This is a genomic window from Emticicia fontis, assembly GCF_054779675.1.
Genome location: NZ_BAAGXU010000006.1, coordinates 119936 through 135107, shown reverse-complemented (window position 1 = coordinate 135107; position 15172 = coordinate 119936). Strand labels below are relative to the sequence as shown.

General features: G+C 38.7%; 17 protein-coding genes. 15 read left to right on the top strand and 2 right to left on the bottom strand.

Annotated features, from left to right (window positions below; all coding sequences use genetic code 11):
* The first annotated feature begins 10 nt into the window (after positions 1–10).
* The 5 genes from ACYVFA_RS05045 to purU all read left to right on the top strand — a co-directional run bounded on the left by ACYVFA_RS05045 (position 11) and on the right by purU (position 3582).
* Entirely contained in the window at positions 11–529 is a 519-nt protein-coding gene (locus tag ACYVFA_RS05045) for a DinB family protein (protein ID WP_460470713.1), read from the top strand.
* A gap of 174 nt (positions 530–703) precedes the next feature.
* Entirely contained in the window at positions 704–1357 is a 654-nt protein-coding gene (locus tag ACYVFA_RS05040) for a thioredoxin family protein (protein ID WP_460470712.1), read from the top strand.
* Between the two features lie 107 nt (positions 1358–1464).
* A complete protein-coding gene (gene mazG / locus ACYVFA_RS05035) occupies positions 1465–2280 on the top strand; it encodes a nucleoside triphosphate pyrophosphohydrolase (protein ID WP_460470711.1) in 816 nt (271 codons plus the stop codon).
* A 23-nt stretch (positions 2281–2303) separates the two neighbouring features.
* Complete coding sequence (ruvX, locus tag ACYVFA_RS05030) at positions 2304–2711, top strand: RuvX/YqgF family protein (RefSeq protein ID WP_460470710.1); 408 nt, start codon at positions 2304–2306, stop codon at positions 2709–2711.
* Positions 2712–2742: 31 nt separating this feature from the next.
* Positions 2743–3582, top strand: coding sequence for a formyltetrahydrofolate deformylase (gene purU, locus ACYVFA_RS05025; RefSeq protein ID WP_460470709.1), 840 nt, complete (start codon positions 2743–2745; stop codon positions 3580–3582).
* A 20-nt stretch (positions 3583–3602) separates the two neighbouring features.
* Here the strand turns inward: purU and ACYVFA_RS05020 are convergent, their stop codons facing one another.
* Positions 3603–5246 carry an OmpA family protein gene (locus ACYVFA_RS05020; RefSeq protein ID WP_460470708.1) on the bottom strand — a complete coding sequence of 548 codons (1644 nt, stop codon included), beginning with the start codon at positions 5244–5246 and terminating at the stop codon, positions 3603–3605.
* A gap of 199 nt (positions 5247–5445) precedes the next feature.
* Here ACYVFA_RS05020 and ACYVFA_RS05015 point away from each other — a divergent pair, with 199 nt between their 5' ends.
* Positions 5446–6426, top strand: coding sequence for a bifunctional heptose 7-phosphate kinase/heptose 1-phosphate adenyltransferase (locus ACYVFA_RS05015; protein ID WP_460470707.1), 981 nt, complete (start codon positions 5446–5448; stop codon positions 6424–6426).
* Positions 6427–7027: 601 nt separating this feature from the next.
* Positions 7028–7936 (top strand): ribosome small subunit-dependent GTPase A, encoded by a 909-nt coding sequence (rsgA, locus tag ACYVFA_RS05010; RefSeq protein ID WP_460470768.1) that lies wholly within the window; start codon positions 7028–7030, stop codon positions 7934–7936.
* A gap of 82 nt (positions 7937–8018) precedes the next feature.
* Here the strand turns inward: rsgA and ACYVFA_RS05005 are convergent, their stop codons facing one another.
* Positions 8019–8666, bottom strand: coding sequence for a phosphatase PAP2 family protein (locus tag ACYVFA_RS05005; protein WP_460470706.1), 648 nt, complete (start codon positions 8664–8666; stop codon positions 8019–8021).
* Positions 8667–8728: 62 nt separating this feature from the next.
* Between ACYVFA_RS05005 and ACYVFA_RS05000 the strand changes: the two genes are divergently transcribed.
* The 8 genes from ACYVFA_RS05000 to accC all read left to right on the top strand — a co-directional run bounded on the left by ACYVFA_RS05000 (position 8729) and on the right by accC (position 15156).
* Entirely contained in the window at positions 8729–9280 is a 552-nt protein-coding gene (locus ACYVFA_RS05000; protein WP_460470705.1) for a YceD family protein, read from the top strand.
* Positions 9281–9350: 70 nt separating this feature from the next.
* Positions 9351–9542, top strand: a complete 192-nt coding sequence (rpmF, locus tag ACYVFA_RS04995; RefSeq protein WP_460470704.1) for a large ribosomal subunit protein bL32 — start codon at positions 9351–9353, stop codon at positions 9540–9542.
* A 104-nt stretch (positions 9543–9646) separates the two neighbouring features.
* Positions 9647–10591, top strand: coding sequence for a phosphate acyltransferase (gene plsX / locus ACYVFA_RS04990; protein WP_460470703.1), 945 nt, complete (start codon positions 9647–9649; stop codon positions 10589–10591).
* Between the two features lie 128 nt (positions 10592–10719).
* The gene (locus ACYVFA_RS04985; protein ID WP_460470702.1) at positions 10720–11706 is read left to right on the top strand and encodes a beta-ketoacyl-ACP synthase III; all 987 of its coding nucleotides are present in this window, start codon (positions 10720–10722) and stop codon (positions 11704–11706) included.
* 42 nt (positions 11707–11748) lie between these two features.
* Positions 11749–12417, top strand: a complete 669-nt coding sequence (locus ACYVFA_RS04980; protein WP_460470701.1) for a hypothetical protein — start codon at positions 11749–11751, stop codon at positions 12415–12417.
* A 46-nt stretch (positions 12418–12463) separates the two neighbouring features.
* The gene (gene efp / locus ACYVFA_RS04975) at positions 12464–13033 is read left to right on the top strand and encodes an elongation factor P (RefSeq protein ID WP_460470700.1); all 570 of its coding nucleotides are present in this window, start codon (positions 12464–12466) and stop codon (positions 13031–13033) included.
* 200 nt (positions 13034–13233) lie between these two features.
* A complete protein-coding gene (gene accB / locus ACYVFA_RS04970; RefSeq protein ID WP_460470699.1) occupies positions 13234–13716 on the top strand; it encodes an acetyl-CoA carboxylase biotin carboxyl carrier protein in 483 nt (160 codons plus the stop codon).
* A gap of 96 nt (positions 13717–13812) precedes the next feature.
* Complete coding sequence (accC, locus tag ACYVFA_RS04965; protein ID WP_460470698.1) at positions 13813–15156, top strand: acetyl-CoA carboxylase biotin carboxylase subunit; 1344 nt, start codon at positions 13813–13815, stop codon at positions 15154–15156.
* Positions 15157–15172: the final 16 nt, after the last annotated feature.

The following is a 15172-nucleotide window of genomic DNA, read 5'->3' as shown; positions in this document are numbered from 1 at the left end:
TCATACAATCATGACAAAACCAGAACTAAAAGAAGCTATAACAGCGCGTTTCAGCAGTATTGCACAAGAAATTGAGAATGTCAATGAAACTCAATTCTTTGCCCCTATTGGCGAAAAATGGTCAATTGCTGAAAACCTGCTGCATCTTACCCAATCTGTTAAGGGATTGAATCAAGGGTTAGCCCTTCCAAAAGAAGTTCTGATTAATCAATTCGGTAAAATTGACCGCCCTGTTTTAGACTATGATGGGGTTGTGAGTGCTTATCTGAATGTTTTGGGAACAGGTATCAAAGCAACTGGTAAGTTTGTCCCACTATTACCCGAAAATCCATCAAAAGACATTCTGCTTAATAGTTTTGTAAAACATCATGAAACACTTGTCAATTATCTGGACGAATGGTCAGAAGCCGAAGTAGATGAAGTAGCTATCAGGCATCCTGTTTTAAAACTGATGACAATCAGGGAAATGTATTATTTTATGCACTATCATATAGGGCATCATCAGAAAGCTATTCAGAAAGGGGTATAAATTAACCCTTTCTATTATAAAATAAGCCTTAGAATCACTATATGACCCAAGTCAGTGTTTATCTGCTAAAAGATTTTTATATTTGTCTGATGATTAAATTTAAACTATCGGTATTAAAATAAATCTAATATACGTACGTTAAGTTTAGCAGATTTTTGATAAAAATCACATAACATGAAAAAGGAAATTGGGTTTGTTTTGAGTATGTTCATTGGAGTAAGTCTTTATACCCCTCTGGCGATAGCTATGGATAGAGAGCTTCCTGAGCCAACCCAAAAAGTTCTGGCTGGTTATGGCGTTGGTGATGCCATAGCTGATTTCAAGTTGAAGAATGTTGACGGCAAAATGGTTTCCTTAAAAGACTTTGATTCGGCGAAAGGCTTCATTGTGGTCTTTATTTCCAACCATTGTCCGTTTTCTAAATCTTACGAAGACCGCGTGATTGATATTGATAAAAAATATGCACCACAGGGCTATCCCGTTATTGCTATCAATCCAAATGATCCTGAGGCTTATGAGGAAGATTCTTTTGTCAATATGCAGGCAAGGGCTAAAGAAAAAGGCTATCCTTATCCATACCTCACAGATAATACCCAGGCTGTTTCTAAAGCATTTGGTGCCATGCGTACACCTCATGCTTTTGTATTGAATAAAGAGAATGGTAAAATTATTGTGCATTATATTGGCGCTATCGACGATAATCCGCAAGATCCTGCTAATGTAACCAAGCACTATGTGAGCGATGCCGTAAATAGTTTATTGTTGGGTAAGCCTGTCGTAACTCCCACTACCAAAGCTATCGGCTGTGCCATTAAATGGAAAACTTAATGAGAATTATTCATTGATTAATATTTTGCCATCTGCTCATTTCAGGTGGCTTTTTTGTTTTTTATTCCCGAACTTTACGAAAATTTCAAGCTAGCAATAATAGATTTATGAGCAATAAACTTCCTTTGGTATTTCCTCCTGAACGCATGGAGAAACTCATGGCTTTCGACCGATTGTTGACTATTATGGACGAATTGAGAGAGCAATGTCCGTGGGATAAAAAACAGACCATGGATACTTTGCGCCATCTGACTATTGAAGAAACCTATGAGTTATCGGATGCTATTCTGGAAAAAGACCTGCCTGAAATAAAAAAGGAGTTGGGAGATATTATGCTCCATCTGGTTTTCTATTCAAGAATTGCTTCTGAAACAGGCGATTTTGATGTAGCTGATGTACTAAATGCTATCTGCGATAAACTCATTTCCCGCCACCCGCATATTTATGGCGATGTAAAAGTAGAAAATGAAGAACAGGTAAAACAGAACTGGGAACAGTTGAAACTGAAAGAGGGAAACAAATCAGTTCTGGGTGGTGTGCCACAATCTTTGCCTGCTTTGGTAAAAGCTATGCGAATTCAGGAAAAAGCCAGAGGTGTGGGTTTTGACTGGGAAGAGAAAAGCCAGGTATGGGGCAAGGTAGAAGAAGAAATGCAGGAGTTTAAAGAACTATTCAATGCTGAAAATGAGGAAGTGATTGATGCCGAAAAAGCAGAGGGTGAATTTGGTGATTTATTATTCTCTCTTGTAAACTATGCCCGATTTATTAACCTGAATCCTGAAACGGCCTTAGAGCGTACCAATAAGAAATTTATCAAACGTTTTCAGTACCTTGAAGAAAAAGCCAAAGAAGCCAATAAAAATCTGAAAGATATGACACTGGCCGAAATGGATGTTTTCTGGGAAGAAGCCAAACGTATCTAGTTCATCTTAAATAAGACAATCAATTGCCCAGAATACTAGCTATCGATTACGGAGCCAAACGCACAGGCTTAGCCGTGAGTGATCCGCTCAAAATCATCGCCTCAGCCTTAGAGACAGTCCCCAGCGAAACGCTGCTTGAGTATCTGAAAACATATATGCAATCAGAGGAAGTAGAAGCGTTTGTGTTAGGTATGCCTAAAAATCTGGATGGCTCCGATACACATGGCACCGCTTATGTTAACCGATTACTTGAGGAATTAAAAACACATTTCCCAAATATACCTGTTCATTTACAAGACGAACGGTTTACTTCAAAAATAGCTGTGCAGACTATGGTTGCCGGAGGAATGAAGAAAAAAGACAGACAAGTGAAAGGGAATATTGATAAAATAAGTGCAGTGATTATATTGCAGGGTTTTATGGGGATTTAAATCTCAATTTGAAAGATTTTAGCAGATAAATATGATAAAGCATATTCTTTTAATGGACGGGCCGGATGCCAAAGGGCTCATTTTTCTGGTAACCAGTGTATTATATAAAAACGAATGTAATATTCTGTCACAAGATGAATACGTGAGTCCTGACGGGCAGTTTTTTATGCGTACAGAGTTTGTAGCACCTCCTGAGCTAGACCCTGAGAAAGTCTTAAAAGACCTGCGAGAAAATATTTTGTCTACAGCTATTAATCTGCGAATCAATCCTAAAAAGAAGAAAGATGTAATAGTGTTGTGCACGAAAGAGCATCATTGCTTATCTGATTTATTAATCCGTTATAATTTTGATGAGCTCGATGCTAATATTCTGGCTGTGGTAAGCAATTATAATATCCTGCAACCCTTGGTGAGCAAATTCGGTATTCCTTTTCATTATGTGAGCCATGAGCATAAAACCCGTGAGCAGCATGAAGAAGCAATCTTACGCACTTTAGAGATTTATCAACCGGAGTATGTAGTTTTGGCTAAATATATGCGTATTCTTTCTCCTGAATTCGTGACGCATTATCCTAATAAAATAGTAAATATTCATCACTCTTTCTTACCAGCCTTTATTGGTGCTAACCCATATAGACAGGCTTATGAAAGGGGTGTAAAGATTATAGGTGCAACGGCTCACTTTGTGAATAATAATTTAGATGAAGGGCCCATCATTGCCCAGAATATAAAGAACGTTGACCATAAATATACCTATATGGATATGGCACGTGATGGGAAAGAAGTAGAAAAATCTGTGTTGACTCAGGCTTTGAAATTAGTCTTTAACGATAGAGTTTTTATCTATGGGAATAGAACTGTGATTTTGTAAATCACAGTTCAAGACAAATATTACTTCCTTACAATAACCAACTGCACACGGCGGTTTTGGGCTCTGCCTTCCTCAGTATCATTGGTCGCGATTGGCTTCGTTTCTCCCAAACCCACACTGGTTACCCTTGCGGCCTGAATTTTCTTAGAAACGATATATTTTCGCACAGCCTCTGCTCTATCCTCTGATAGTTTTAAGTTGCTTTCATTAGAGCCTACATTATCCGTATGTCCTTGAATCTCTATTGCCAGATTTGGATTTTCTTTCATAGTATCCACAATTCTATCTAATTCCGGATAAGAATCAGGGCGCAATGTGGCTTTCGCATATTCAAAGAAGATATTATTGAGTGGCAATTCTACGCCTACTTCTATTGGAGCCACTGTTATATTATCGTTTTTTATTTCCTTAAACTCATTTACCTGTGTTAAATCTATGAATTTTTCAATACCTATCGATCCGGTCGCTTCGGCCCGATAACTGTATTTCGCTCCATAGGGTAACACAATTTTATATTCATTGGTGAGTGGATTCACATACGCTTCCCCCTCATCACCATTAGGTAATACTTTATAAATAATCTTAGCGTCTTGTAATGGTTTCCCAGTTTTACTATCTATTACTCTCCCACTTACAATTACTACAGGTGTTGGAGCCAGGCTATTAGCATCAATAGGTGTACCGCCGTTATCCAGACTTTTTTGTTCTTCCGATTTTCCAGATGTTTGCAAACCTGCTACCACAGGTTCCTGCTTTTTCTCTTCACGCAATTTAAAACGAACAATATCATTCTTTCCAACTGAATTCTTTTTTGTACTCATATAGGCATACTCTCCTGATGCTGCTACCGAAAATGAATATTCATTGGCATCTGTGTTCACCTTATCGCCCATATTCACCGGCTTCGACCATTTCGTCCAGCTTCTGTCCTTACGTTTGGCAACCCAGATATCTGTTCCGCCTAATCCTCCATCTTTTCTGTCCGAAGCAAAATATAAGGTATAATTGTCTGATGCCAGAAAAGGTGTTGTTTCAGTACTACCAGTATTAATATCAGGCCCCAGACTCTCAGGCTTTGACCATTTCCCGTCTTTTGCCAAAAAACTTACGAACAAATTATCTTCTTTTGAATTCTTCTTTTCACTAAAAGCCAGTATCAAAGTCTTACCATCATTAGATAAACAGGCAGTCAGATATTGGCCTTTACAGATTTCATCAAACTTCGGAATTACAATCTGTTCAGGCTCCGACCAGCCAGTTTTTGTTCTTTTACACATCGAAATCCCTACTGCATTTTCTCTTCGGCCGTTATGATAAACGCCCGAAATCAGAATCTTATTCCCATCAGGTGTAATACTGAACAAATCATTATATTGATCTTTATTAATTGTATTAGGCATTCTGCGGGCTATCGTCCAGTTTCCATCATCACGCTTTTCCGAATACCATACATCATGGCTTCCTGGCGCTTCCGGACTACCTTTCGTACCAAAGCTATTAGAAGGATGGCTTACTCTTACAAAATACAAAATTTTATCATCAGGTGAGATAATCGGATTCAGTTCACTATACTCTGTATTGATGGCAGAGCCTAACTGCTCTAATTTCTGGGCAGTTGCATAAAAAGAACTTAGTACAGCTAATAAAAGGATACTATAACGCATAGTTTTGTTGGTAGTCAGTATGGCAAATGTACTCTTTATCTATTTGATTATCGTGTTTTTATAATCTTATTGATTAAAAACAATCGCTTACAAATAACGCAATCTCTCTGCCAAAATGTATGATTTTTTTAAAAAATCGTTTAAAATCCTTACTTTTGCATCTCCAAAAAATAGTTGGTAATACGAAATCCATATTTGAATGACAGTCAATCAAATTTTTGATTCTTTTGATAATCTGCGAGTCTTAATTATAGGTGATGTAATGATTGACTCTTATATATTCGGAAAAGTAGAAAGAATTTCACCAGAGGCGCCTATACCGGTTGTGAATGTAAAACGCAAAGAAATACGCTTGGGTGGAGCCGGAAATGTAGCCATGAATATAAAATCTTTAGGCGCTACACCTGTGTTATGTTCAGTAATTGGGGCTGACTCAGAAGCGAAAGATTTAATCGAATTATTAAATACCAGTCATTTACCTACTGAGGGCATTATACAAAGTCCTGGCCGGGTAACGACAGTGAAACAGCGGATTATGGCGGGTTCGCAGCATGTGGTGAGAATAGATTCTGAAATGGATACGCTTATCAATGCACAAGAGAGAAGCCAGTTGGTAGAAAAAGCTAAATCTCTGATTCCGACCTGCGATGTGGTGATATTTGAAGATTACGACAAAGGAGTTTTAGACCAACAGAGTATCCAGGAAATTGTCGCTTTTGCCAAAGCGCATCAAAAACCTACTATTGTTGATCCGAAAAAGCGTAACTTTACTCATTATCAGGGAACAGATTTATTTAAGCCAAATCTAAAAGAGTTGAAAGAAGGCTTGAAAATAGATTTCAATGCTGATAATCTGGAAGATATTAAGTCGGTGGTAGCTGAAGCAAAAAAAGCATTAGGTGTCAATGGTATCTTCCTGACTCTCTCTGAAAGGGGTGTTTTTATTGATTTTCAGGATGAGGTGCATCATGTAGCGGCACATTTAAGAAGTATTACAGATGTGTCTGGCGCAGGCGATACGGTAGTAAGTATTGCAGCTATTTGTTTAGGACTGAAATTATCACCTAAAACTATTGCAGAATTATCTAACTTAGGGGGTGGCCTGGTTTGTGAATCAGTCGGGGTGGTGCCTATCGAGAAAGAAAAACTAAGAGCAGAGTACCAGAAAAATAGTCAATAAGAAGACGTTAAGGGCATATATCTATACACCCTTAAATGATAGGCAAAAGATTCTCTGTACTGGCTTGTATAGCCAATAAGTATAGAGAACCTGATATTTGAGTAAAATTTTTTTGGCTACAATTCATATGAGCTAAATTATCTTACATAAGGTCTGTAATAAGGTAAGGTTGGGTTGGTTTTCTTTGTTAAAGAAAAAACCACAACTCCCACAGCTACAGCAGCGATTCCGAATAAAACTCCCTTCTTCATGGTTGTATTAGATTTGTTTAAATAATAGATAATCCTGATACTTAAATAACGTAAGAAGTGAACAAAACGTTGTGGCAAACTCTTAAAAATTTCTTAAAATTTTATTTAACGGCTATTTTTCTAAGTATATCCTATATAATTAATAGACAATAGTCAAATTTGTGTTAAAATTTAGATTTACGTAAGTAGTTGTTACAAAACGCTTTGTTAAACGGGGCCAGCTTTCATAAAAAATTAAAAATGAGAATTGTTTTGTTTTTAAGATTAATTTAAGCTTTGTTGTTTAAATTGTATTTAAGCATTAATTAATTAAACTCTAGCAAGTTTTGAGCCAAAAGATAGGTTTAGTCATGCGTTCTACGGGTTCCTGGTATGAAGTTCGTACCAGTGAGGGGAATGTTTTGCAGTGTCGGTTAAAAGGGAAGTTTAAAATCAAGGATTTAAAGGTAACAAACCCCATAGCCGTAGGAGACAAAGTAGCCTATGAAATTGAAAGCGAAACCGAAAATACTGGTATTATCTACGATATTCTCCCTCGGGAAAACTATATTATCCGCCAATCAGTGCATAAAACGGCACATGGGCATTTATTAGCTTCAAATCTCGACCAGGCTGTCTTAATTGCCACGCTAACCTTTCCGAGAACTTCTTTAGGCTTTATTGACCGCTTTCTGGTAACTGCCGAATCATTCAGAATTCCAACGGTCTTAATATTCAATAAACTGGATATTCTAGACAATGAAATGATAGCTTATCAGGAAGAACTTGCTGACCTATACGAAAGCCTGGGGTACAAATGTTTATTTACTTCTGCTATCAACAATATAGGGGTAGATACTTTCAGTGATTTGCTGAAAGGGAAAGTAACACTTCTGTCAGGTCATTCGGGCGTTGGTAAATCTACTCTGGTGAATGCCATTGCTCCTGATTTAGATTTGCGTACCTCAGAAATCTCAACCTTTGCCAACAAAGGTGTTCATACCACTACTTTTGCCGAAATGTTTGAAATAGACGCTGATACTTTTATCATTGATTCTCCCGGTATTAAAGAATTAGGATTGGTAGATATGGAAAAAGAAGAAATCAGTCACTACTTTCCAGAAATGAGAGAGCTTTTAGGCGAATGCCGTTTCCATAATTGTTTACACATTGACGAACCCAAATGTGCTGTAAAAGATGGAGTGATAGAAGGTTCTATCGCCGAGAGTCGGTATAGTAGTTATTTGAGTATGGTTTTGGGTGAGGATAACCGGAAGTAATATTTTTGTGGCGCGAACGTCCGCGCAGCGTACCGCCCGTTCGGGGTTGGGTTATTAACTGGCAATAGTCTATCTATTTGAATTATGCTTTCTCTTCTAACAGCGAACGGGACGTTCGCGCCACAATTAGTACAATCGCCAGCACCACCGCCACACCTAATATACTCCCCACAAAAACATCTCTTGGGAAATGTTGGAATAAATAGACTCTTGAATATCCTATCAACATTGCTAATCCTAGCCACAAAAAACCAAGTGTTTTGTTTTTGGCCACGAGCATATAAAAGCAAGCAAAAGCAAAACCTGTGAAGGTATGCCCTGATGGAAAACTCTGCCAATGGTGTATATCCAGCCCCTGAATCACATGAATCGCTCGGCCGCTGTGTTCATACACTTCCATCGGTCGGGGCAGATTAAAAAGATTTTTCAGTGCAATAGAGATAATTCCTTTGGTAATCCAAATAATTATAAGCATTATTGCTTTGTTTTTTACGTCTTTTTTTTCTCTGAAATATTGGTATAGGTACACCAGCAATGGTACAAGCCAGATGCCATCTTCACCTAAGAGCGTAATCAATTGAAAGAAAGTATCGAGGAAAGTATTATTGTGTTGGTTTACCCAAAACATCATCTCGGTGGGCGAAAAAAATATCTGTAAACAGGCCAGAATAATCAACCACAAGAAAAACAGGATAAAAAACGCACGATGATTTCTAAGAATTTTAAGCATTTTCTCTAAAAACTTTCTTAATTCCAAAATTAGCAGTAAATTTGCAACCTTTCTGTAAAAACGTGAGCAAGGTAACATCAAAATATGACATTCATATTCAGGGCCTCGAAAATAATAAGCATTATACTTATGAGTTTGAAGGGGGCAATGAATTTTTCGAGTTTTTTGAACAGGATATTATTACAAAAGGCCATTTTAAGGCTACTGTAGTACTTGATAAGAACTCGGCACTGATGCAATTGTCTTTTGATATTGAAGGAGTTGTAGAATTGACGTGTGATCGATGCCTGGAACCCTTTGAAGAGCCGATTCATGTAAAAGAAAGATATATCTATAAGTTTGGTGACAGACATGAAGAAATCACCGACGAAATAGAGATTATTCCTCAACACACCGCAACTATAAACCTTGCCCAACACATTTATGATTTTATCGGGGTTTCGCTTCCTATGAAGAAACTACACCCGAGATTCAGAAATGAAGAGGAAGAAGAGGACGATAAATTTATATATTCGACAGACGAAGGAGGACAGGACGAGGAGAAAGAAGAGGCAATTGACCCACGCTGGGCTGCACTCCTATCGCTGAAGAACCCGAATGAAGGACAGAATTAAGTTAATATAAAGTACAAAAAATATTAATGCTTTCTTGGGAAAGACGGCATTAGTTAAATTAAATAGAAAAATGGCACATCCAAAACGAAGACATTCGACTACCAGAAGAGATAAACGTAGAACACACGATGCTTTATCAACAAAAGCATTGTCGGTAGATGCATCGACAGGTGAAATCCACCTACGCCACCGTGCGCACGTATTTGAAGGAAATTTGTATTATAAAGGTAAATTAGTGGTTGAAAGCTACGAAAAAGCATAAGACTTTATCGTAAATACTTGATTCTGGTTATTTATTTGAATAGAGTATTCTCTTGAAAATCACTCAGAAACAAGCAAACATTTATTCACTAAAGCCATTCCTTTATGAAAATTGCCGTTGATGTTATGGGAGGAGATTTTGCTCCCAAAGCCATTATCGAAGGTGCCGTAATAGCTGCTAACCATTTACCTGAAGGTACGAAAATCGTATTGGTGGGTAAGCAGGGAGTAATGTTAGATATTTTAAGAACCTTAAAGTATCCTGCTAACTCTATTGAAATGGTTAATGCCGATGACATTATCGAGATGAGTGAGCATCCTACAAGAGCATTTTCACAAAAACCCAATTCCAGTATTGGAGTTGGGTTTAAGCTTTTAAAAGAAAAGCAGGTAGATGCCTTTTGTAGTGCAGGTAATACAGGTGCAATGATGGTGGGTTCGCTGTTTACATTAAAAACAGTGGGCAATATCCAACGCCCTCCTATTGCCGGCTTTTTCCCTTTAAAAAATGGTGGATATAGCCTTATGCTCGACATAGGTGCTAATGCCGACTGCAAGCCGGAAGTATTAGCCGAGTTTGCAGAACTGGGTTCCTTATATGCCAAATTTGCATTTGGTATCGAGAAGCCAAAAGTAGCTTTGCTTAATATCGGTGAAGAAGAGCAAAAAGGCTCTACCGTTGTACAGGCAGCTTATCAGTTGTTAAAAATCAGCAAGAAGATAAACTTTATCGGTAATGTTGAAGGTCGTGATTTGTTTGATGGCAAAGCCGACGTGATTGTTACAGAAGGGTTTACCGGAAATGTAATTTTTAAAATGGGTGAGTCTTTGTATGACTACGCCGCAGGACAAGGCATTCATGACCCTTTAATTGACCGCATGAACTATGAAGTTGGCGGCGGTAGCCCGATTATCGGTATCAAAGGAAATGTGATTGTGGCCCATGGTATTTCAAGCCCGGAAGCTATCAAAAACATGATTTTACTAGCCAAGCGCCAGGTAGACTCAAAGGTAACGGAACAAATTGTAGAAGCATACGAAAATAGATAAGCCCGTAGTGTAGAACATTACAGGCTTATTTTTTGTTAATAAAAATACTTTTCCTACTGATAAACTAACCCCGGTAAGAAAAGCAACCTAAGCTCACCTTCTGTTAAGGGGTTGGAAAAAATCGTACAATGAAACTTAGAGCAGCTATCACAGGTGTTCATGGCTACGTGCCAGAAGATATTTTGACAAACGACGACTTATCTAAGATTGTAGAAACCAGTGATGAGTGGATAACCACCCGAACAGGTATCAAACAACGCCATATTCAACGTGGAGAAGGTCTAGCTACCTCTCACATGGCAGCCGAAGCCGTAAGAGGTCTCCTCAAAAAAACAAATACCCAGCCCGAAGAAGTAGAATTAGTAATATGTGCGACGGTAACACCAGATTATATGTTTCCGTCAACAGCCAATCTGGTTTGTACTCAGGTTGGTATACCTACCATTGGTAGTTTCGATATTCTGGCTGCTTGCTCTGGTTTCTTATATGCCCTTTCTATTGGTTCACAATTTATCGAATCGGGTAAATATAAAAAAGTGGTTGTGATTGGAGCAGATAAAATGTCTGCTATCATTGACTATACCGACCGTACTACTTGCGTATTGTTTGGTGATGGTGCAGGCGCTGTATTGCTTGAGCCTACAACAGAAGAGAATGGACTGATGGATTTTCTGTTACGTTCTGACGGAACAGGTGAAAATCATTTGATTATGAAAGGTGGTGGAAGCCGCTTCCCTGCTTCTCACGAAACCGTTGACCAACGCTTACACTATATTCATCAGGAAGGTCAGTCAGTATTCAAATTTGCGGTAACGAACATGGCTGATATTTCAGCAGAAATCATGGAACGCAATAATTTGATTAGTGATGATATTTCGTGGTTGGTACCACATCAGGCTAATAAGCGTATCATTGATGCAACTGCCCGCCGCATGGGTATTGGCGATGAGAAAGTAATGCTAAATATCCAGAGATATGGCAATACTACAGCCGGAACAATTCCGCTTTGTCTTTTCGATTATGAGAGCCAGTTGAAAAAAGGAGATAACCTGATTCTGGCAGCTTTTGGAGGTGGTTTCACGTGGGGTTCGGCCTATATTAAGTGGGCTTACTAAGAAAGTAAAAAACAACATACTATCTATACACAACGCAGTAAAATGAGAAAATTACTGATACTTACAATAACTCTATTAGGGTTGAACGTCTCATTTGCACAACAAATGAGAGTAGTTGAGCACTACTCATTAAATTACGGTTTCGATAAAAAAACAGAGGTTCCGTCTTTTATGTATAGTCAAACCCTGGTAATGGGCAAAAAGAATAACTTTGCCATAGGAACAGGTCTAAGAATAACAACTTTTTTTGCGAAAGGTAAAACCTATGAGGGCATCGAATCGAAAAACAAGGCAGTTAGCTTTACTCCTTATCCTAGAGCCAGTGCAAACGCATTTAATATTCCATTGATTCTGGAATTCCAGGCAAACAAAGTACTTATAGGTGCCAATTTCGATTTAATCGGATTTGCCTTTGGAAGAACAAGGGATTCGCTTGTAGTAAATAATAAAAGCGGACAGGTTCTTGACTCGATGAGTGTGAGACCACCGCATTTAAATTTAGCTTTTGGCGGGCGAGGTACTACCAATAACGAAGTATACATTGGTTTCAAACCGCAGGATGGCTTCACGGTACGGGTAGGCGTAAGTCTTTTATTCAGCCAATACGGTGCACGTTATCGTAGAAACAATAAAGATGTTGATTTTGGGCGGTTTAAATACGATTTTCCTTTGATGCCTTTTGTGAGTATGGTATTTAATTTTGAACGATAAATATATTTGATAATTAAGCTTTATTTTAGCTAATCACTCATTAGTAATGGCAACAACAGCAGATTTCAGAAATGGCCTTTGTCTTGATTGGAACAATGATCTATATACAATTGTAGAGTTCCAACACGTAAAACCTGGTAAAGGTCCAGCCTTCGTAAGAACAAAACTTCGTAACCTTCGTACAGGTAGAGTAATCGATAATACTTTTAACTCTGGTGTGACGGTTACTACAGCAAGAATAGAAAAAAGACAATACCAGTTTCTTTACAAAGACGAAACAGGTTTCAATTTTATGGAAACCGAGACATTCGAACAAGTAAATATAGACGACAAAATGGTTCCACAAGCCGATCTTATGAAGGAAGGCCAACAAGTGGATATTCTGGTACACGCCGAAACTGAAACGATTCTAAGCGTTGAGTTACCTGCGTATGTAGAGCTACGCGTAACTTATACAGAACCAGGCGTAAAAGGTGATACAGCCAATAGCCCGTCGAAACCTGCTACTGTTGAAACTGGCGCAACCATTAAAGTACCTCTTTTCATTGAAAACGACGAGTTGATTCGTGTAAATACAACTTCTTACGAATACGATTCGAGAGTAAAAGAGAAATAAGATATTAGTAAAAGACGACATCTCATTTGTGTAGAAATAAGGAGTGAATAGAATTGATTTAAGAGTTTTTTAATTCTGAAATCAACGCATAGCGTTCCGGATTTCTTTGTGGGTGTCGTCTTTATTTTTACTTTTGTAGGAATATACTCCTAAGAACCAGATAAAAATACTCAATTACAAACGACAAATCTTTACCCTTCATGGAAACAAAAGACATTCAGAAACTGATAGACTTTATTGCTCAATCAGGACTAGATGAAGTAAATATCGAAACATCGGAGTTAAAACTGGCTATCAAACGCTATTCAAATGTAGCGCCTGTGGCAGTTCAGCAAGTAGCTGCTCCTGCTATTCAGGCCCCTGTTTCTGCTCCAACTCCTGCTGCAGTAGCTCCTGCCGCTCAACCAGCAGCGCCTGCTGCACAAGCTGCCGCAGACACCAGCAAACTAATCACGATCAAGTCGCCGATGATTGGTACATTCTACCGCTCTGCAGGCCCTGATAAAGCATCGTTTGTAGAAGTTGGTGATGAAGTATCAACTGGTAAAGTAGTTTGTATCATTGAAGCGATGAAGCTATTCAATGAAATTGAATCAGAAGTATCTGGAAAAATCGTGAAAATATTGGTTGATAATGCCTCACCTGTTGAGTTTGATCAGCCATTGTTCTTGGTTGAACCTTGATAGGTTTAATTGTAGAACAGGTTTCATAACATTTTTCTATCAAAATTGTTAATTGATTCAATAGCCGAAACGCTTACAATTCCTAATTGAAACGATATGTTCAAGAAAATACTTATAGCCAACCGTGGTGAAATTGCCCTGCGTATCATCAGAACCTGTAAAGAGATGGGCATAAAAACGGTGGCTGTTTATTCAACTGCCGACCGCGACAGTTTACACGTACGCTTTGCCGACGAAGCCGTTTGTATCGGCCCAGCTGTCAGCAAACAATCGTATCTGAATATTCCAAATATTATTTCTGCTGCCGAAATCACTAATGCTGATGCTATTCATCCGGGTTATGGTTTCTTGTCAGAAAACGCCGAGTTTTCAAGAATTTGTGCTGAATACGGTATCAAATTTATTGGTGCTACTGCCGAGCAAATCAACTATATGGGTGATAAAGCTACGGCTAAGGCAACCATGAAAGATTCTGGTGTACCTGTTATTCCGGGTTCAGAAGGTTTATTGGAGTCAGTTGAAGAAGGCAAGAAAATTGCAGCAGAAATCGGGTATCCAGTTATTGTGAAAGCAACTGCCGGAGGTGGTGGACGCGGAATGCGTATCATCAAAAATGAAGGTGAGTTTGAAAAAGCCTGGGATGATGCCAAAATGGAATCAGGAGCGGCTTTTGGTAACGATGGCCTATATCTGGAGAAATTTGTAGAGGAGCCTCGCCACATCGAAATTCAGGTGGTTGGTGATCAATACGGCAAAGTATGCCACTTATCAGAGCGTGATTGCTCTATCCAACGTCGTCACCAGAAATTAGTGGAAGAAACCCCATCTCCTATTGTTTCGCAAGAGCTTCGTGAGAGAATGGGTGAGGCGGCTATTAAAGGTGCCGCAGCTATCGGTTATGAAGGTGCCGGAACCATCGAGTTTCTGGTTGATAAATATGGTGAGTTCTATTTCATGGAAATGAACACCCGTATTCAGGTAGAGCACCCGATTACTGAAGAGGTAACTGATTTTGACTTAATTAAAGAGCAAATAAAAGTAGCGGCTGGTGTACCTATTTCGGGTAAAAACTACTTCCCGAAATTGTACGCAATGGAATGTCGTATCAATGCAGAAGATCCGGGCAATAATTTCCGTCCGTCACCGGGTAAAATCACTAATCTGCATTTACCGGGTGGACATGGGGTGAGAGTTGATAGCCACGTGTATGCAGGTTATACCATTCCGCCAAACTATGACTCTATGATTGCCAAGTTAATTGTAACAGGCCAATCAAGAGAAGAAGTGATTACCCGCATGAAACGCGCCTTGCAGGAGTTTGTGATTGAAGGAGTGAAAACCACGATTCCTTTCCATATTAAACTCATGGAAGACGAGCAGTTTAAATCGGGCCACTTCACTACCAAATTCTTAGAAGGTTTTGATTTCAGCGATTTATAAATAAAATGCCCTCATT